Genomic DNA, 18,737 nt, shown 5'->3' on the forward strand with positions numbered 1-18,737 from the left:
CGGTTACACCACCGCCCGGGGAATTACCAGGTCCACTCAGGCCCCGGCCCGCTCGGACCGGAGCCTACCTGCGCGATCAGGATGAATTGGACCTGACCTCCACGGGTTCCCGGGCCACCGGCTCGACCTTGGTGCCGTGTTCGAGGCGGTCCGGCAGGGCGAGCTTGTACAGCGGCAGGGCGCCCGCGGTGGTGAGCACGGCCACGAGCACGAGCATGGCGAACAGCTCCTGCGTGATCATGCCTTGGGCCAGGCCGATGTTGATGAAGATGAGGATCATCAGCCCGCGGGCGTTCATGAGCGCCCCCACCGCGTACGACTCCCGCCAGCCGAACCCCATGCCCCGCATCGACAACGCGCACCCGAAGTACTTGCCGGAGAACCCCGCGGCCAGGATCAGCCCGAACGCCAGCAGCATGGCGCCGCCCGCGATGCCGCCCAGATGGGTGTTCAGCCCCGAGAACGTGAAGAAGGTGGGCAGCAGCAGCGTCGAGACGACCTCCAACATGCGGCCGTGCAGCACCTCGCGGAACTTGGGGTCGCGGGGCATGGCCAGCCCGGCGAAGAAGCCGCCGAAGACCGCGTACACGCCGATCCAGTCCGTCAGCCAGCCGGCCGTGAGGGGAATGAGGATGACGGCGTACATGGCGGTGGGGCCGAGCTTGCCGGTGCGCGCGACGGTCCGGCCCATGGGGCGCAGCAGAGGGGCGACGACCTTGAGCATGACCACGGCGAACAGCGCCGTCAGGCCGATCGTGGGCAGCGCGTCGGTGGCGCCGGTGCCGAGGTGCATGGCCGACAGGACGGCCAGGATGCACCAGGCCAGGGCGTCGTCGATGGAGGCGGCCAGCAGGGTCAGCCGGCCGAGGGGCGAGTTCTCCAGGCCGCGCTCGTACAGGATCCTGGCCAGCATGGGGAAGGCGGTCAGCGACAGCGCGCCGCCGACGAACAGGGCGAACTGGAACGGGCTGACGTCGGGGCGGGAGAGCAGGTCGTACAGGACGAGACCGGCGCCGGCGCCGAGCAGCAGGGAGGGACCGATGCCCGAGGCGGCCAGGACGGAGGCCTTGCGGACCTCGCCCGGCGTGCGCGCGCTGTGGTCGAGGCCGGCCCCGACCAGGAACATGTAGAGGGTCAGGCCGATGGTGCTCAGGACGTACAGGACGGGCCTGACCTCGGGCGGGAAGAGGGCGGCCTGCGCCTCCGGGAACAACCAGCCGAACAGGGTCGGCCCGAGGAGCACGCCGGCGACCATCTCGCCGAGCACGCGCGGCTGCATCACCATCAACGCCAGGCGGCCGCAGACGGCCGCGGCGATCAAGATGACGACGAGGGCGGGTAAGACCTTCAGGATGAGTGCGAGGTTCGGGTCAGGAGCCGCTACCTGGGCCAGAATGGGCATACGAGTTCTCCTCGAAGTAGTGCTCGCAAAGCCGTTGCCGGCGCGCGTCCCAGACCATGTACGTGCCGAGGACGAGCTGTACGACGCCGCGCCAGACGTCCTCCCAGCGGTCGCGGAACCGCATGTACAGGAGGAGCCCGCGGACCTTCCTGGGCGGGTCGTCGCGCGGGATGAGCAGGCACGGCCCCCTGTTGGGCAGGGACCGGGTGTGGGAGGCGGAGGTGTGCAGCGTGTACCTGCGCAGGATCTCCGCCGCCGCGACGCGCATGGTGATCGGCGCCAGCCGCCAGGCGGGGCACGGGCGGTTGGCGGCGATGCCGAACGGGATGTGGTTGAGGTCCTTTGCCGGCCCATTGAATCGGGCAGGGTCGAAGCGGCTCGGGTCGAAGTGGCCCGGGTCGGCGAATCCGGCGCGGTGGAACTCCGGGTAGTTGAAGCAGAGCACCGAGCCGGCCGGGATCGTGGTGTGCTCGTCGAGCGGGATGCCGTCGGTGGTGATGCGGTGGGCGATGCCGAAGAGCGGGTAGAGCCGCAGCGTCTCGGCGATCACCTGGTCGAGGTAGCGGGCGTCGCCCGTACGGGCCTTGTCCTGCACGCCGGGGTGCTGGGCGAGGACCATCAGCAGGTGGGCCACGGCCTCCGACATCTGCACGACGGCGGTGTTGAAGAAGGCGCCCTGCAGGTAGAACGCCTGCTCCTGGGGTGACAGGCCCGGCGGGAGCGGCAGCCGCACCCGGGACAGGCGGGTGCGGAGGTAGCTGGTCAGGCGGTGGCGGCGCTCCATATGGCGCAGGCCGGTGCCTTTGAGCGCGGTGACGACGTCGTTCGCGTTGCCGGCGATCAGGTCGCGGGCCTCGCGCGGGCACGGCTCGGCGAACACCAGCTCGTAGGAGAACTCCGCCCACAGCGGCATCATCAGGTCCCGCAGCCGGACCAGGCCCCGCGCGTCCCCCAGCGTACGAGCGACGCACCGGCGGGTCAGCTCCTCGGCCTCCGCACGCGGCACCGCGAGCAGGCCGCGGGTGACCCGGGCGACGGCGTCGTACCGCTCGCCCGCCTCCAGGTGCTCCTGGTGCATCTCGGGGCCCGGCGCCAGCCAGTACCAGAACAGGTCCGACAGCGCGGCCCCCTTGCTCCTGCCGCCGGCCGCCGGCTGCGCGTAGACCTCCCTGAACCGGTCGATCCCGACGAGGTCGCCGGGCACGGGGATGCCCTCGTCGCCGTTGATCCGGGCGAAGACGCGGGCCCGCAGCGCCACGATCCGGGCCGGCAGCCACCACGGCAGGCTCGCCACCACGACGACGGTCACCAGCAGCGCGATCAGCATGGCCGCCGTACCAACCCTGGTTCGAGCTCGTGGATCGACGCGCAGCCGCACAGCATGAGCGCGTGCTCGACCTCAGCGCGCAGCAGGCCGAGCACGCGGGTCACGCCCCGCTCCCCGTCGGCGGCCAGGCCCCAGATCACGGGCCGGCCGACCGCGACGGCGGCGGCGCCGAGCGCCAGCGCCTTCAGCACGTCGGTGCCGCGCCGGACGCCGCCGTCCAGCAGCACCGGTACGGCCCCGCCGACGGCCTCGACGATCTCCGGTAACAGGTCGATCGTGGCGGGCACGGTGTCGAGCTGCCGCCCGCCGTGGTTGGACACCATGATCGCCGAGGCGCCGTGGTCGACCGCGAGGCGGGCGTCGGCGGGATGGGTGACGCCCTTGAGCGCAATGGGCAACGCCGTCATCTCCCTGAGCAGGTCGATGTGCTCCCACGACAACTCCGGCGCCATGACGACGGGGCGTACCCGGTCTCCTCGAGCTCCGTCACGCAGGTTCTCGCAGCACAGGTGCTCGGGCAGGTCGTTGAAGCCGTTGCGCAGGTCACGCTCCCGCATGCCCAGGACCGGCGAGTCCACCGTGACGACCAGCGCCTTGCAACCGGCCGCCTCGGCGCGGCGGACGAGCTTCTCGGTGAAGGCCAGGTCCGGCTGGACGTAGAGCTGGAACCACAACTCGGCGCCGGGCGCCGCGGCGGCCACGTCCTCGACCGCGACGGTGGCGGCCATGCTGACGATCATGATGGTCTCGGCGGCGGCGGCCGCCCGCGCCGTGGCCCGCTCGCCCTCCGGGTCGGCCAGCCGGTGGAACGCGGTCGGCGCCACCAGCACGGGCATGGCCGCGCGGCTGCCGAGCAGCGTGACGTCGGTCTGGAGCTTGGCCGCGCCACGCAGCACCCTGGGCAGCAGCCCGAGCCGCCCGAACGCGGTCTCGTTGGCCCGCACGGTGACCTCGTCACCGGCCCCGCCGGCGAAGTAGTCGTAGTGCGCCGGTTCGAGGCGGGCGCGGGCCTCGGCCTCGAACTCGCGCAGCGTCCACCTGTCCATCACGCGGGCACCGAGGAGGTCCGGCGGGCGAAGAAGGCCCGGAGCGGCTCGACGTGGATCTCCGGCGAGGTCCACTCGTTCTCCAGGTTCTCGGTGATGTGGTGGACGACGGGGGGCTGTCCCGGCAGGTGGTGGCGTACGACGGGGTGCAGGTAGTGGCCCTCGTGGGCGCGTTTCGCGTCGCTCTGGCTGATGCGGCCGACCCCGATGTCGAAGGGGTCGATCTTGTCGTGGTCGGGGCCGTACTCCAGGGTGATCGTGAAGTGGCCGCGGTCGCCGATCGGCGGGCCCTCCAGGTCGTGCGGGAGCTCCTCCAGGTAGCGGGCCATGCCGCCGTCGAGCACGATGACGTCGGCCAGCAGCCCGAACTGCTGCCACAGTGCCGAGCTGCGGTTGACGCGCTCGATGACCGCCTCCGCGAGCGCGGCCGGGTCGGCGGGCAGTGTCCTGGCCGGCCAGGGGACGTCGTGGTAGCGGGATTCGAGGATGCGGTGCAGCGCGCGCACGCCGTACCGGAAGCCGTGGATGAAGCCGCTGGTGCCGTGCCTGAAGTCGCGTGACTGGGTCAGCGTGCCCGCGAAGTAGAGGTCGGGGACGCTGACGGACTCGTAGGCGGGGGTGATCGCCGGGAACCTGCCCCCGATCGTCAGGTCGGCGCAGCACGAGTCGCCGAAGATCAGGGCGTCGAAGCGGAAGCCGGTGCAGAGGATCACGTTGTCGTACGGGATGTCCTTGGTGACCTCGTTCACCCGGGCGAAGGCCACCGTGACCAGGTACGTGCCGTCCGCCTGGCGTTCGACGCGCTTGACGTCGCCGTCGAGCAGGGCGTTCTGGGACTTGAGCTGGTAGGTGTCGAGCAGGCTGTTGTTGATCGCGCGCAGGTGGCCGACGTAGTGGGTGCGCCAGGCCATGCGCAGAGAGTTCGGGCCCGCGACGTGGATCACGGCGGCGGTCTCGATCAGGTTGTCGGCCGTCTCGAAGCCCGAGTTGCCCTTGCCGATGATGAGCACGCGCTTGTTCACGTAGTCGGAGGGGTCGGTGGAGGCGGTGCCGTACGTCTCGACCGTCTCGATGCCCGGGATCGGCGGGATGTTGGGCCGGGTGACGCCGGCCGCGACGATGACCCTCTTCGCCTCGTACGTGCGGCCGTTCTCGTCGGTCACCCGGAACGGGCCGGGACGGTCGACGCGGACCACGCGGGCGTCGTAGGCGATCCGCAGCTCGCACGCCCTGGCGAAGTCGGTGAGGTAGCGGACCATGTCGTCGGCGTGCGGGAAGTACCGGTCGCTGTAACGGGTGAACAGCAGGCCGGGGTCGTCCGACAGCAGCGAGTTCCAGTCCATCCGGAGGTTGAGCTCGGGGTCGTCCCAGCCGGTGTGCTTCTTGTTGATCGAGATGAGCGTGCGATGGCGCGGGAAGGTGCGGAAGAACTGGCCCGGCGCGGAACCCGCCTCCAGGATCAGGTAGTTACGCCCGGTCTTGTGTAGGAAGTACCCCAGCTGCAGTCCCGCCGGGCCGGCGCCGATCACCAGGTAGTCCAGGGTGTTGTCCGGCACTGACGCCTCCGTCACAGCGATGTGGTTGAAAGGACAACATCAGTGTTGGCGGGGAATTCTCAGAAATTGCTCAGAGAGGGCGTGTTTGTCGGGTTTGCCGCTGGTGGCAACCGGGACTCCGGGCACCATCGTGATCGTCTGGGGCACGCTGTCCGCGCCGAGGTGCGATCGCACCAGCGCGGTCAGCTCTCGGCGGTCGGGGGTGCGGCCCTCCGCGGGCACCACGAACGCGTGCACGGCCTCCCCGGTGCCCTCGTCGGGCGCACCGGCCACGTACGCCTCGGCCACGTCGGGGTGCGTGGTCAGGACCCGCTCGATCGGGCCCGCGTAGACGACCATCGCGTTCACCATGATCACGTCGCGGGAGCGGCCCGACAGGTGCAGGAACCCGTCCCGATCCACGTGGCCGAGGTCGCGGGTGCGCAACCAGCCGTCCCGCAGCGTGTCGCGGGTCTCCTCCTCGTCACCCCAGTAACCCCGCATCAGGTACGGGCTGCGTACGTGGATCTCGCCCGTCCGCCCCGCGGGCAGTTCGTGGCCGTCGTCGTCCCGCACGCTGATCTCGACCCCGGGATGCGGGCGGCCGACCGGCTCCACGACGCCCGCGGCGATGTGCTCGGGGGTGAGCATGGCGACGTTGCCCGCCTCGGTCTGCCCATACCCCTGGTAGACCACGGGGCCAAGGCGCTGCGCCGCGGCCCTGAGCCGTCCCGGGCCGATCGGCGAGCCCGACACCATCAGCGCGCGCAGGCTGCCGACGTCGGCCGGCTCGTTCTTGAGCAGCTCCAGCATCTGGGACAACCTGGGCACCGTGATGATCGACCCGGTGATCCGGTAACGCTCGATCGCGTACGGGAAGATGGGACGGCCGTCGTCCTCGGGGATCACGGCGGTGCCGCCGCCCAGCAGGCACGGGGCGAGGAACTCCATGACCACCATGCTCGCCAGCGTGCCGAACAGCAGGTAGCGCTCGAAGTCCCGGGCGAAGCCGGCGGCGACGGGACCCCAGACGCGCGGTTGCCAGGCCCAGTGCTCGCTGAGTGCCTGATAGGTGATCGCGCAGCCCTTGGGCCGGCCGGTGCTGCCGCTGGTGAAGGTCAGGGCGGCCACGTCGCCGGGGCGGGCGGTCACGGTGAGCGGCCGGCCGTCGCCGGGGTGTTCCAGCAGATCGTTGGCACCTGCGGCGGGGCCGAGCGAGAGCGCCTTCCCCGTGGCCGCCAGCAGCTGGGGCGTCGCGGTCGTGGGGTCCACCAGCACGGCATCGATCCCCATGCCGAGCACGTGGGCGAGCTGCCCGGGCGGGTACCCGGGCCGGACGCCCACGACGCGGCAGCCCAGCGCGTGCGCGGCCATGTGCGCGGCGAACGCCTCGGGTGTGACGGCCGTGCGGACGGCGACCGCCCGCCCCGGGCCCAGGCCCACGGTCCGCATCGCACCCGCCAGCCTGCGGATCAGCTCCAGCAGCTCACCTCGGGAGACGATCCGGTCGCCGTGCTCGAAGGCCGGGCTGCCGGGCGCGGCCCGGAGCGCGTCGAGAAGGGGGTGCGGGAAGAGCATGGTCGGTTCCTCTGTGCTTTCGAGCCCGTCTGCGGTAGGCATGTCGTCATAAAACCGGATTCGAATCAGAGATGGATCAGAGACCAGCGGGTGGTGAGCGCGACGTGAAGGTGATCGGCGCGGGCTTCGGCCGCACGGGCACCCGCTCGCTGAAGGCGGCGCTCGAACAGCTCGGGTACGGCCCCTGCTACCACATGTCGACGGTCATCGCGGAGCCGTTCCGGGTCCGGCAGTGGCTGGACGTCGGCGAGGGCCGTTCCCGCGACTGGGACGAGGTCTTCCGCGGCTTCCAGGCGGCGCTCGACTGGCCCGCCGCCGCGTACTGGCGCGAACTGGCCGAGCACTATCCCGACGCCAAGATCATCCTCACCGTACGCGACCCGAAACGCTGGTGGGACAGCGTCAGCGCCACCATCTTCCGCAGCGCCCTGGCGGAACGTCAGCGGTTGCCCCTGCGCCGCCGGATCATCCGCTGGCTGGTGGCGCGGCGCTCCCCCGATTTCGCCCTCTACCCGCGCATGGCCAGGACGACCGTCATGGACCGCCTCTTCGACGGCCGCATCGACGACCGCGACCACGCCATCGACGTCTTCCAACGGCACATCGCGCAGGTGAAGGCCACGATCGCGGCCGATCGGCTGCTGGTGTTCGAGAGCGAGCAGGGGTGGGAGCCGTTGTGCGCGTTCCTCGGGGTGCCGGTGCCCGAGGAGCCGTTTCCGCAGGTCAACGAGCGGGCGGCGTTCGATCGGAAGCGGCCCGGCAGGTTGTGGCGCCTGATCGTACGCGGGCGCTGAGCTCAGGTGGTCCAGCCTTCCCTGCCGGCGAGCCTGCGGGCCGTCCTGACCAGGGCGGTCGCCGCGGGCGACGGGTTGCGCTCCCAGGAGAGCCGCAACTCGATCGGCGGCAGGTCGTCGGTGATCGTGAGGTGGGCGATCCCGCCGGGCAACTGGCGGCTCAGGGAGCGCGGCAGCAGCATGAACCCGCTGTCGCTCAGGCTGACGTTGAGATTGCGCAGGCCGGGCAGCGGGTTCTCCCAGACGTCGAACTCCTTCCCCGTGCCCCGCAGCGCGCCCAGGACCTCGTCGTAGTAGTGCGGGGCGAACCGCCGGGGGAAGAACCGCAACGTCTCGCCCCGCAGGTCGCGCAGGCCCACCTCCTCCCGCCCCGCCAGCCGGTGACCGGCGCCCACGACCGCCACGAAGTCCTCCGTACGCAGGACCGTCGTGAGGAACGTCGGCGGGATGGGCAGGTGCCGGCCCAGCAGGACGTCCAGCTCGCCCCCCGCCACGGCCGCCGTGAGCTCGGCGTCCCACGCCTCACGGGCCTCGATCCGGATGCCGGGGTGCCGGGCGCGCATCGCGGCGAACAACTTCGGCATCTCGTCGAACGCCGTCGTCACCGTGTAGCCGATCCGTACGGCGCCGTGGTCGACCCCCGCGGCCCGGCGGGTGCGCTCCACGGCCTGCTCGGCCTCGGCCAGGACCTGGCGGGCCGATTCGACGAACACCCGCCCCGCCTCGGTGAGCCTGGTGGGGCGGCGGTGGAAGAGGTGGACGCCCAGCTCGCGCTCCAGGTCGCGGACCTGACGGCTGAGCGGCGGCTGGGTCATGTGCAGCCGCTCGGCGGCGGCCTCGAAGCTGCCCGCCTCCGCGACCGCGATCACGTAGCGCATGAGGCGTAGATCGACCGGCATACCTAGAAGGTATATCGCCGGTCCGAACCGGACTTGGCCTTACGCCTGGTCTGCGCGAAAGCATTCCGGTATGCATGAAAACAGAACTATGTCGTGGTCGCCCACGCGGCGGCAGTTGGTGACGGCAGGCGGCCTCGGCGCCGTGGCGAGCGTGCTCCCGCTGGGCACGGCGGCCGCCGCGGCGGCGCCGGACGATCTGATCACTCGTACGATCCCGGGCTCGCGTGAGCGGCTGCCCGTGATCGGGCTCGGCACTTTCATGACCTTCGACACCACGTCGAACCAGCAGCGTGCCCGCCTGAAGGAGGTGGTCAAGCGTTACTGGCAGGCGGGTGGCAGAGTGTTCGACGTCTCGCCGCTGTACGGGGCGTCGGAGGTGAACCTCGGCGAGATCGTCAAGGAGTTGCGGATCAACGACCGCATGTTCCTGGCGAACAAGATCTGGTCCACCGGCGACCACCTCTGGGACGACAGCCACGCCGCCGGCAGCCTGCGGCAGACCGTCAAGCGCCTGTCGCTCGACCGGCCCGTGGACGTGATGCAGTGCCACAGCCTCATCAACGTCGACGTGATCGTTCCTCTCCTGCACGCGTGGAAGAAGGAGGGGCGCATCAGGAATGTCGGCGTGACCCACCACGAAGTTCCCTACTACGCGGTGCTGGCGAGCTGGGTGCAGCGGGCGGAGCTGGACTTCGTGCAGCTGCACTACTCGATCCACACCCGCCAGGCCGAAGAGCGGCTCATCCCCGCGGCGGCGGACAAAGGCACCGCCGTGCTCGTGAACATGGCCCTGGAGAAGGGACGGCTGCACGCGATCGTCGAGGGCCGGCAACTACCCGATTTCGTCAAGGAACTGGGCATCACCACCTGGTCGCAATATTTCCTGAAATGGGTGATCTCCAATCCGTCGATCACCTGCGTCCTCCCCGCCACCTCGAACCCCGGCCACCTGACCGAGAACATCGCCGCCATGCGCGGCCCGCTCCCCGACGCGGCCATGCGCAAGCGCATGGTGGAGCACATGGAGACGATCCAGGGGTTCGACAAGGTCGGCACGCAACCGTGGTATCCGGGCAAGAACTACGCGGGCCTGGTGTCGCGCGCGCAGGCCGCCGTACGCCGGCGCAGCCCGTGGTGGCCGTCGTAATGGATGTCGGAAGAAGTGGGGATTTGACGTGACACCAAGACCGCTACGGTAAAGATCGGCTTCAGGAAAGTGGTGGTGCCCTGCGGGACGCGGCAATCCTGAACGATCTGTAATTGATCAATCACTTTCCGTGAAGATAGGAAGTCGTCACCCGCTGCCGCCGGATCCGACGGTCTTCTCCCCGAATTCTCCCCTGACGATCAGAAAGGCCGTCTCCCTGCCTTGGGAGACGGCCTCAGATGTGGTGGGCGATACTGGGATCGAACCAGTGACCTCTTCGGTGTGAACGAAGCGCTCTCCCGCTGAGCTAATCGCCCGCCCTGCCGGCTCCTCGCGGTGCCGACGGGGAAAACCATACCGCACTCCAGCACCTGCTGGCGAAGCGAAGCGGGCGGAGAGGGCTGCGGGGGCGGCGAGAGGGATTCGGGTGAAACGCGGCGGTTGCCCACCGGCATGGTGGGTCGGTGGCATACCATCGTCGTGTTCCGTAAGGCTTCGATCGCGATCTTTTGGGGAGAAACGTTCATGGTCGGTGCGCCGGGACAGGCTCCACAGCACGCAAAACCCTTGTAAATACGACCCGATTGATGCCGTTTAGCCTGGTAGATGCCTAAATGTCCAGCTGTGATGTGCGTTACAGAAGGCCCTAGGAGCGGAATCTTTCCTACAGGTTTCTTCGTTCCGCGTGATAGCTCAGGACGAAGTCCGTCAGAGCAGTGAAAGCCCCGAAGAGGGGACCTTCGACGAAAAGGTTTGGCTGACGATGAACAGCACCACCGTCTCCGCCGAGCTTGGCCTTCGGCTTGTGGTCCCCGACCGTACTACCGTCCCCCTGCTCGCCGGACTGAGTTACACAGCCGACGATCCGTACGCCATCCGCATGGCCTTCCACGTAGGGAACGACGAGCCGGTCGAGTGGATCTTCGCCCGCGAGTTGCTCACCGTGGGCATCGTGCGGCGTGTCGGCGACGGCGACGTGCAGGTCTGGCCCGCACGCGCCGACGGCGAGCGCACGCTGCACATCAGCCTCACGTCACCGTTCGGCCAGGCGCTCTTCGAAGTGCCGCTGGCCCCGCTCACCGAGTTCCTGCACCGCACCTACGAGAAGGTGCCCGCGGGGCGGGAGACCGACTACATGGACCTGGACGCCGAGCTGACCAACATGCTCTGGCCGTCCTGACCCCCGGCCGACTCCGCGGCGGGCGACCCCACCCGCCGCGCCTGAACGCCCCTTCGCCGTCACCTGGCTCGTCGGTATGGCGTCAGCCCGCACAGGGCTACCGAGCGCTAGGCCGGGAGCGATTCCAGGGCCTCGGTCATGCGGGCGATCTCGATGCTCTGGCCCGAGTACACGTCCTTGGCCAGCATCCGCATCCGCTGGTCGCGGCCTGTCGCCAGTTCCTCCCCCGCCATCTTCACCGCCCCCTGGTGGTGCCGCGTCATCAGCTGCAGGAACATCCGGTCGAACGCCGCCCCCTTCGCCCCTCGCAGCGCGTTCAGCTCCGCCTCCGACGCCATGCCGTACCCGGTCGCATCCCCGTGCGCATGCGAGGCGGGGGCCGAGCGGCCCAGTTCGGTCAGCCAGCCGGTCATGGCCTTGATCTCCGGGGTCTGGGCGGCGGTGATCGAGCGGGCGAACGAGCGGATGGAGGCCGTGGTGGTGCGGTCGTTCACTAAGGACGTCATCTCCAGGGCCTGGCGGTGGTGGGGAATCATGGCCTCCGCGAAGCGGACGTCCGAGGCCACCGTGGGTACGGGTGTCTGCCCGACCCGCTCCCCCGGCGTCGCGGTACGCCCCGGCGCCCCCGGGCTGCCCGGCACGATGACCGGCGCTCCCGTGCCCACAGCCGAGGGCAATGTGGGCCGCGGCGAGCAGGCGGTAAGGGCAAATGTCGCCATAACTGTGATCAATACCGTACGCGGCGGCGAACCTCCTGACATAGCTTCCATAGTGAGCTACGAGACAAAGGGGATGCGCGTTGATCTCTGCCAAGTTGCGCGGAGCGTTGTTGGGTACGGTGCTGTTATTGGTCTCTGCGTGCGCGGCGGGTCAGGGGGCGACCGGGGCTCCGACGCCCGCCACTCCGCAGGAGACCAGCGCTCCAGCCGGTACGCCCACCACTGGGCCCACGGGTGACGTGATGACGAGCGACAACGTCAAGCTCGTCGCCAACATGCCCAGGACCCCCCCGCTCAACGGCGACGAAGACTTCAACACGGACCTGGCCTTCCAGGGCGACTACGCGTACGTGGGGAACTTCGGCGGGTTCGCGATCTACGACATCAGCGACCCCACCAAGCCCGAGATGGTGAGCCAGGTGGCCTGCCCGGCGCAGCAGAACGACGTCACCGTCTACGGCGACCTGCTGGTGCTGTCGATCGACGAGCCGCGCGGCGGCGAGGAGTGCGACTCCGGCACGGGCAGCCGCGAGTGGGAAGGGCTGCGCATCTTCGACATCAGCGACAAGAAGAGCCCGCAGTACGTCGGCGCCGTCAGGACCGACTGCGGCTCGCACACGCACACGATGGTCCCCGACGGGGAGACCCTGTACGTGTACGTCTCCTCGCCCGGCCCGGAGCCCGAGTCGAAGACGTGCCCACCACCCCACGAACTCATCCAGATCGTAGAAATCCCGACAAAGTCGCCTAAGTCAGCAAAAATCGTGGCGAAGCCGAATATCTTCCCGGAGCGCCAGCACTCCGACCTCGCCTCCGGCTGCCACGACATCACCGCCTACCCGGAGAAGAAGCTGGCCGCGGCCGCCTGCTTCGGCGACGGCGTGCTGCTCGACATCTCCGACCCGGTCAAGCCCAAGGTCCTCCAGCAGATCACCGACACGGAGAACTTCCAGATCTGGCATTCGGCGACGTTCAACAACGACGCGACCAAGGTCGTGTTCAGCGACGAGCTCGGCGGCGGCGGCCAGGCCACCTGTGACAGCAACACGCCGAACACCAAGGGCGCGGACGCCGTGTACGACCTGGCGAACGGCAAGCTGGAGCGGCGCGGCTACTTCAAGATCCCGAGGGAGCAGCAGCAGAACGAGAACTGCGTGGCCCACAACGGCTCCCTGATCCCGGTGCCGGGCAAGGACATCATGGTCCAGTCGTGGTATCAGGGCGGCGTGTCGATCTGGGACTTCACCGACTCGGCCAACCCCAAGGAGATCGGCTACTTCGAACGCGGCCCGTACCCCGACGGCGGCATCGCGGGCTCGTGGTCGGCCTACTACTACAACGGCTACATCTACTCCAGCGACATCCGCGAGGGCCTCGACGTCCTGGAGATCACCGATCCGCTGACCGACCCGGCCAAGCAGGTCAAGATGGACGACTTCAACGTACAGACGCAGAAGTCTTATTGAGGCCAGCAGCGCGCCGACCGCGCCGCCGCCCCCGTGATGGCGGCGCCGTCGAGCTCCACCGCCGTCGGCTCGATGCCGGCCCACGGCCATTCCACGGTCAGGAGGAGAACCTCCGGCGGCGGCAGCGGAAACAACCACAAGGGCATCTGGTAAAGGGTGAATGTCGCGTCGCCGCGTACCCCTCCCGGGAACCAGGACAGGCTCGGCGGCGCGCAGTGGTGGTCCGCGTCGGAGGCGACCTCGCGGCCGTCCGGGTAGCGCAGCGTGATGTGCAGCGACGTGCTCTCCTCGCCGGAGAACGCGGAGTCGAGCTGCAGCGCGAGGCTGCTGGGCGCGGCGGCGTTGCGGGCCACGACGTCCATGTTGAGCAGGCAGCCGGTGTCGTAGACCTGGATCATCGGCAGCAGGACGGCGAGGACCGGAGTGCGGGCCAGCACGCGCTCCACCGTGACGATCGCGCCCAGCGTTGAAATCGGCGGTGCCGGAACGGCGCCCTCTCCGCTCATATGGACTCACCCTGAATCGGCGGCGATCCTGGACAGAATCGTAACGCCGCCAGTCAGACCGGAAAAGCCGCGGCCCCGCCGCCGGGACGGGGCCGAAGAAAGATCACGGGTTGAGGTCGGTGGCGGAGCGTTCGGCGAAGACCCGCATGGCCTTGGTGGTGATCGGCCCGGGCGCGACCGGCAGCTCGGTCTCGTCGACCAGCCTGATCGGCTGGATGTCGCGGGTGGTGGAGGTCAGGAACGCCTCCTCGGCCTCGTAGAGCGCCGACAGCGGCACGTCGGTCTCCTCGCCGCCGCACCATTCGAGCACCAGCGCCCTGGTGACCCCGGCCAGGCAGCCGGACTCCAGGGTGGGGGTGAGCAGGCGGCCGTCGCGGACGATGAAGATGTTGGAGCCGGTGCCCTCACACAGGTTGCCCGCGAGGTTGCCGAAGATGGCCTCGCCGCCGCCGCGCCTCTTGGCGTGCAGCAGGGCCTTGGCGTTGTCGCCGTACGAGGTGCTTTTGACGCCGGCCAGGGCGCCGCGCTCGTTGCGGGGCCAGGGGACGACGGCGACGTTGGCGGTGCCGGGGAACGGCTGCTGCTCGTCCACGATGACCACGGAGGTGCTGCCCTGATCGCCGCGGTCGGAGCCGAGCGGGCCCGGGCCGCTGGTGTAGGTGACGCGGATGCGGCCGAGCGTCCACTTGGGCGCGGCCGCCAGGCACCTGGCGATGCCGTCGGCGATGGCCTCGACGTCGGGCTCGGGCAGGTCCATGCGCTGGGCCGAGAGCGTGAGCCGGTCGAGGTGCCTGGTGAGCGCGAACGACTCGCCGTTCACGATCTTGATGGTCTCGAAGACGCCGTCGCCGACCATCAGCCCGTGGTCGAACACCGAGACGGTGGCCTGCGCGGGGTCGAGCAGCTCTCCATTGACCCAGACAGGGATGTTCATTCAGATTCCTCCTGTGGATGCCAGCGCTATGAGCCTGGCTGCCTTGAGCTCGGTCTCGAGCCATTCGCGCCCGGGGTCGCTGCCCCAGGTGATGCCCGCTCCCGTGCCGAACCGGATCTCGCCTGCTGAGATCCAGAATGTCCTGATGCCCACGGCCAGCGCCGCCCTGCCTCGGTCGGCGTCGACCCAGCCCACAGCCCCACAGTACGGCCCCCGAGGTGCTGGTTCGAGCTCATTGATGATCCGCAGCGCCGATGATTTGGGCGCGCCCGTGACAGATCCGGGCGGGAACGTCGCCGCGAACAGCTCCGGCCAGCCCGTCCCCGGCGCCAATCTGGCCCGGACGGTGGAGACGAGGTGGACGAGCCCGGGGTGCTCCTCGATCGCGCACAACGACGGCACCTCGACCGAGCCGACGGCCGCGACCCTGCCGAGGTCGTTGCGGACCAGGTCGACGATCATGACGTTCTCGGCGTAGTCCTTCTCCAGCAGGTCGTCCGCCGTCACGCCGGTGCCCTTGATGGGCCTGGACTCCACGACGTCGCCGTCGCGCGACAGGTAGAGCTCCGGCGAGGCCGACACCACGCTCAGCCCGGGCACCTGGATGACGGACGCGTAAGGTGCGGGATTACCCTTCGCGAGCCTGGCCGCCAGGGCGAGCGGGTGCGCGTCGTGCGGGACGGGGGCGGTCAAAATCCGGCAAAGGTTCGCCTGGTAGACCTCGCCCTGCTCGATGTAGTCGCGGATCGTGCGCACGCCGCGTTCGTAGGCGGCCCGCTCGAGCGAACTGCGCCACTGGTCCGGGCGCGGCCCGTGCCACGGACCCGCCGGTGCGGGCAGGGGCGCCTGGCGCACCCGGTCGAACCGGGCGCACGTCACCTTGCCCTCGTAGTCGACGACCACCGCCCACCAGCCCTCGCCGTCGAGCGCGGCCAGATCGGTGGTGACGTCACGCAGGCCGGTCGCGAGCATGTTCCCTAAGTGGGCGAAACCGTCGTACACACATCCCATTCTCCCAGCATCTCAACGAGCTCCAGCGCGGCGGGCAGCGGCGACTCGGGCAGGGCCGCGGCCGAGGACCTGGAGCTGGCCGCCTGGGAGGGCGCCTCCCTGGCCCCCTCGATGATCGGGCCACCGGGGCGGACTGCAGGAGGCGCGGGCGGCCGGGCTGGGCGAGCGCGACCTGACGGCCATCGACGAGCATGTCGGCGGGGGTCCCGCGAGGCCTGATCGTCGCGCTGCCCGCTTAGGCCAGTGAGCCCGTGATCGACTCCGCCGCCGTCACCACGCCGCCGTCGGCCACCAGGCGGACCGCGGAGTCGATCTCCGGCGCCAGGAAGCGGTCGGGCCCAGGGACGGGCACGGTCTCGCGCAGCGCCCTGACCACGGCCGCCGTCGCGGGCGCGGGCTCCAGCGGGGCGCGCAGGTCGAGCGCGCGGGCGGCGGTGAGCACCTCGATCGCCAGCACCCTGGTCAGCCCGTCCACGGACCTGCGCAGCTTGCGTGCCGCCGACCAGCCCATGGACACGTGGTCCTCCTGCATGGCCGAGCTGGGGATGGAGTCCACGCTGGCGGGCACGGCCAGCCGCTTCAGCTCGGAGACGATGGCCGCCTGGGTGTACTGGGCGATCATGTGGCCGGAGTCCACGCCGGGGTCGTCGGCCAGGAACGCGGGCAGTCCGTGGTTTCGGGCCACGTCCAGGAAGCGGTCGGTACGACGTTCGGACATCGAGGCCAGGTCGGCGGCCACGACGGCGAGGAAGTCCAGCACGTACCCGATGGGGGCGCCGTGGAAGTTGCCGTTGGACTCGACGCGGCCGTCGGCCAGCACGGCGGGGTTGTCGATGGCGCTGGCCAGCTCCCAGCCGGCCACGGTGGCGGCGTGCGCGATCGTGTCGCGGGCGGCGCCGGCGACCTGGGGGGCGCAGCGCAGGGAGTAGGCGTCCTGGACGCGGGTGCACGCCTCCGGGTCGCGGTGGCTGGCCATGATGCCGGAATTTTGCAGAATTTTCGTCATATTGGCGGCTGCTAGCGCCTGGCCCGGGTGCGGCCGCAGCGCCTGCAGCTCGGGGGCGAACACCCGGTCGGTGCCCAGCAGCGCCTCCACGCTCATCGCGGCGCTGACATCGGCGGTCCTGACGAGTCTGGTGAGATCGTCGATGGCGAGGATGAGCATGCCGAGCATGCCGTCCGTGCCGTTGATGAGTGCCAGGCCCTCCTTGGCGGCCAGCTCGACGGGGTCGATCCCGGCCTGCTTGAGCGCCTCAGCGGCCGACTGGATATTTCCGGATTTATCCCGTACGACGCCCTCGCCCATGAGCGTGAGCGCGACGTGCGCCAGCGGGGCCAGGTCGCCGGAGCAGCCGAGGCTGCCGTACTCGTGCACGATGGGCGTGATCCCCGCGCTGATCAGGGCGGCCAGGGTCTTGGCCGTGGTGGGTCTGATGCCGGTGTGGCCGGTGGCCAGCGTGTGCAGGCGCAGCAGCATGAGCGCGCGCACGACCTCGGTCTCGACCTCGGGTCCGTTGCCCGCCGCGTGGGACCGTACCAGGGAGCGCTGGAGCTGGGTGCGCAGCGCCGGGTCGATGTGCCGCGTGGCCAGCGCCCCGAACCCGGTGGAGATGCCGTACGCGGGCGTCGGGCTCTCGGCCAGCTCGTCCACCCGCTGGCGGGCCGCCGATATGGCGGCCATCGCGTCGTCGGTGAGCTGTACGGGGGCGCCGTGGCGGGCCACCCTGATGACGTCGTCGAAGGTCAGGGGCTCAGGACCGACGTTCACGACTCCGTTGTCGCGCATGATGTCTCTCTCGCTGCTAGGTAACCGGCGTATGTGATGTTAGCTCCTTACTTGGCAACAACTCCGACAGCCCCTTCCTGCCCTCGTCGGTGAGCACCACCGCCCTGGGAACCGTTCCGCGCCGGTACCACCCCCGCTCGAACAGCACCTCGGTGATCGCCGCCCCCAGCGCGCCGCCGAGGTGCGACCTGCGCTCGGTCCAGTCCAGGCACTCGGGCGCGAACCTCCTCCTGGCCCGGCGCGCACCCGCCACGTCCACGCCGAGCCCGGTCAGCAGCCGCTCCCCCGCGCCCGTGAGCTCCTGCGCCTCGTAGTAGCCGCCCTCCCTGAGCCGGTCGAGCAGCCCCACCCCGGCGCGCCCCGCGAGGTGGTCGTAGCAGGTGCGCGCCTCCTCCAGCAGCCTGGCCTGCCTGGACTGGCGCAGGGATCGTACGGGCGGGCGGGCGCTGACCCCGGCCAGCACCTCCAGCACCTCGGCCACCTCGTGCCCGGCCAGGCGGTAGTAGCGGTGGCGGCCCTGGCGCACGACGTCGACCAGCCGGCCTTCGAGCAGCCTGGCCAGGTGGGCGCTCGCGGTGGCGGCGCTCACCCCCGAGATCCGGGCCAGCTCGCCCGCCGCCAGGGCCCGGCCGCCGAGCAGGGCCGTGAGCATGGCCGCCCTGGTGGGGTCCGCGATGAGCGCGGCGACGGGGGCTATGTCGGCGTCACGAGCGATGTACTCCATGTTTTCGACGGTAGTACGCCGACATTTCGCCCGGCATCGAAAGGTTCCGTCAATGCTTGCCCAGGGCCTTGCGGATCGCCTCGCGGGCCCGGTCCATCACCGCCATCGGGGTGCCCATCAGCACGTTCCTGGCGGCGGACTCCGTACCGGGATGGGGGCGGGTGGGCGCGATGACCTCGGCCGCCTTCACCGCCGCCGCCATCGCCCGGCGCTCGACCGCGGAGGTGCTCGCGCGGAGCCTGGCGAACTCGTACCGTTCCTCGCTGCGCGCGTGCGCCGTCACGGCGGCGCGCAGCTCGGCCAGGCGGTCCCAGAACCTCGGGTCGTCCACCCCGGCCTGGTGGAGCTCCAGGAGGAGGCGCTTGGCGCGGTTCTCCTCGGTGAGCCGGTCGGCGACCACGCCCTGGCCGTTGTCGAGCTTCCGGCGCGCGTACGGATGGACGATCTCCTCCTCGGCCGTCTCATGCACGCACAACATCCGCGTCAACCGGCCGAACGCCTCCCCGACCTTGTCCGGCGGCGCCTGCTCCACCTCGTCGAACAGGTCCCTGATCCGGCTGTGCTGGCTCACCAGCAAATCGATCACATCGTGTTCACCCACGTCAGAGCCCTACCCGGGACTATGGCGGGCACGCGCTCCCTTACCGAACGCGGGCCGTTCGAGCACCCAACGCGGAGGTTGC

General features: G+C 70.0%; 17 protein-coding genes and 1 tRNA gene. 4 read left to right on the forward strand and 14 right to left on the reverse strand.

All coding sequences use genetic code 11. The annotated features are described in order from the left end of the window. Window positions 1-76: 76 nt before the first annotated feature. From ACFLIM_RS37590 to ACFLIM_RS37610, 5 genes are read right to left on the reverse strand one after another with little or no spacing between them, the layout of a single operon-like run. Entirely contained in the window at window positions 77-1,402 is a 1,326-nt protein-coding gene (locus ACFLIM_RS37590; RefSeq protein WP_393173199.1) for a cation:proton antiporter, read from the reverse strand. Then, window positions 1,371-2,729, reverse strand: a complete 1,359-nt coding sequence (locus tag ACFLIM_RS37595) for a cytochrome P450 (protein ID WP_393173201.1) — start codon at window positions 2,727-2,729, stop codon at window positions 1,371-1,373. Before ACFLIM_RS37595 ends, ACFLIM_RS37590 begins: the two co-directional genes overlap by 32 nt. After that, complete coding sequence (locus tag ACFLIM_RS37600) at window positions 2,723-3,775, reverse strand: alpha-hydroxy acid oxidase (protein WP_393173378.1); 1,053 nt, start codon at window positions 3,773-3,775, stop codon at window positions 2,723-2,725. The genes ACFLIM_RS37595 and ACFLIM_RS37600 overlap by 7 nt, the downstream gene beginning before the upstream one ends. Next, window positions 3,775-5,331 (reverse strand): NAD(P)-binding domain-containing protein, encoded by a 1,557-nt coding sequence (locus ACFLIM_RS37605; protein ID WP_393173203.1) that lies wholly within the window; start codon window positions 5,329-5,331, stop codon window positions 3,775-3,777. Before ACFLIM_RS37605 ends, ACFLIM_RS37600 begins: the two co-directional genes overlap by 1 nt. 39 nt (window positions 5,332-5,370) lie before the next feature. Continuing rightward, a complete protein-coding gene (locus ACFLIM_RS37610; protein ID WP_393173205.1) occupies window positions 5,371-6,888 on the reverse strand; it encodes a class I adenylate-forming enzyme family protein in 1,518 nt (505 codons plus the stop codon). Window positions 6,889-6,959: 71 nt separating this feature from the next. On the opposite strand from ACFLIM_RS37610, the gene ACFLIM_RS37615 reads away from it, so the two are divergent. Beyond that, entirely contained in the window at window positions 6,960-7,682 is a 723-nt protein-coding gene (locus tag ACFLIM_RS37615) for a sulfotransferase family protein (RefSeq protein WP_393173207.1), read from the forward strand. A 2-nt stretch (window positions 7,683-7,684) separates the two neighbouring features. On the opposite strand, the gene ACFLIM_RS37620 is transcribed toward ACFLIM_RS37615, so the two are convergent. Then, window positions 7,685-8,581 (reverse strand): LysR family transcriptional regulator, encoded by an 897-nt coding sequence (locus ACFLIM_RS37620; protein ID WP_393173209.1) that lies wholly within the window; start codon window positions 8,579-8,581, stop codon window positions 7,685-7,687. Window positions 8,582-8,651: 70 nt separating this feature from the next. On the opposite strand from ACFLIM_RS37620, the gene ACFLIM_RS37625 reads away from it, so the two are divergent. Then, window positions 8,652-9,728 (forward strand): aldo/keto reductase, encoded by a 1,077-nt coding sequence (locus ACFLIM_RS37625; protein ID WP_393173211.1) that lies wholly within the window; start codon window positions 8,652-8,654, stop codon window positions 9,726-9,728. 242 nt (window positions 9,729-9,970) lie between these two features. Here the strand turns inward: ACFLIM_RS37625 and ACFLIM_RS37630 are convergent. Beyond that, window positions 9,971-10,045 (reverse strand) — tRNA-Val (locus tag ACFLIM_RS37630). 446 nt (window positions 10,046-10,491) lie between these two features. On the opposite strand from ACFLIM_RS37630, the gene ACFLIM_RS37635 reads away from it, so the two are divergent. Beyond that, complete coding sequence (locus ACFLIM_RS37635; RefSeq protein WP_103958541.1) at window positions 10,492-10,908, forward strand: SsgA family sporulation/cell division regulator; 417 nt, start codon at window positions 10,492-10,494, stop codon at window positions 10,906-10,908. A gap of 107 nt (window positions 10,909-11,015) precedes the next feature. Here ACFLIM_RS37635 and ACFLIM_RS37640 read toward each other — a convergent pair whose 3' ends face one another. Continuing rightward, window positions 11,016-11,573, reverse strand: a complete 558-nt coding sequence (locus tag ACFLIM_RS37640; RefSeq protein ID WP_393173213.1) for a DUF305 domain-containing protein — start codon at window positions 11,571-11,573, stop codon at window positions 11,016-11,018. A 296-nt stretch (window positions 11,574-11,869) separates the two neighbouring features. Between ACFLIM_RS37640 and ACFLIM_RS37645 the strand changes: the two genes are divergently transcribed. Then, window positions 11,870-13,093 (forward strand): LVIVD repeat-containing protein, encoded by a 1,224-nt coding sequence (locus tag ACFLIM_RS37645; protein ID WP_393173215.1) that lies wholly within the window; start codon window positions 11,870-11,872, stop codon window positions 13,091-13,093. On the opposite strand, the gene ACFLIM_RS37650 is transcribed toward ACFLIM_RS37645, so the two are convergent. The 6 genes from ACFLIM_RS37650 to ACFLIM_RS37675 all read right to left on the reverse strand — a co-directional run bounded on the left by ACFLIM_RS37650 (window position 13,087) and on the right by ACFLIM_RS37675 (window position 18,655). After that, window positions 13,087-13,599 carry a hypothetical protein gene (locus ACFLIM_RS37650; RefSeq protein ID WP_393173217.1) on the reverse strand — a complete coding sequence of 171 codons (513 nt, stop codon included), beginning with the start codon at window positions 13,597-13,599 and terminating at the stop codon, window positions 13,087-13,089. The two genes, ACFLIM_RS37645 and ACFLIM_RS37650, sit on opposite strands and share 7 nt — an antisense overlap. 103 nt (window positions 13,600-13,702) lie before the next feature. After that, entirely contained in the window at window positions 13,703-14,533 is an 831-nt protein-coding gene (locus ACFLIM_RS37655) for an aminotransferase class IV (RefSeq protein ID WP_393173219.1), read from the reverse strand. After that, window positions 14,534-15,505: a chorismate-binding protein gene (locus ACFLIM_RS37660; RefSeq protein WP_393173221.1), complete on the reverse strand. Its 972-nt coding sequence runs from the start codon at window positions 15,503-15,505 to the stop codon at window positions 14,534-14,536. Window positions 15,506-15,779: 274 nt separating this feature from the next. Further along, on the reverse strand, window positions 15,780-17,330 hold the full coding sequence (hutH, locus tag ACFLIM_RS37665; RefSeq protein ID WP_393173223.1) for a histidine ammonia-lyase: 1,551 nt from the start codon (window positions 17,328-17,330) through the stop codon (window positions 15,780-15,782). Window positions 17,331-17,346: 16 nt separating this feature from the next. Beyond that, entirely contained in the window at window positions 17,347-18,054 is a 708-nt protein-coding gene (locus ACFLIM_RS37670; protein ID WP_393173225.1) for an ArsR/SmtB family transcription factor, read from the reverse strand. 49 nt (window positions 18,055-18,103) lie between these two features. Next, a complete protein-coding gene (locus ACFLIM_RS37675) occupies window positions 18,104-18,655 on the reverse strand; it encodes a hemerythrin domain-containing protein (protein ID WP_393173227.1) in 552 nt (183 codons plus the stop codon). Window positions 18,656-18,737: the final 82 nt, after the last annotated feature.

Source organism: Nonomuraea marmarensis, assembly GCF_043197025.1.
Classification (GTDB): domain Bacteria; phylum Actinomycetota; class Actinomycetes; order Streptosporangiales; family Streptosporangiaceae; genus Nonomuraea; species Nonomuraea marmarensis.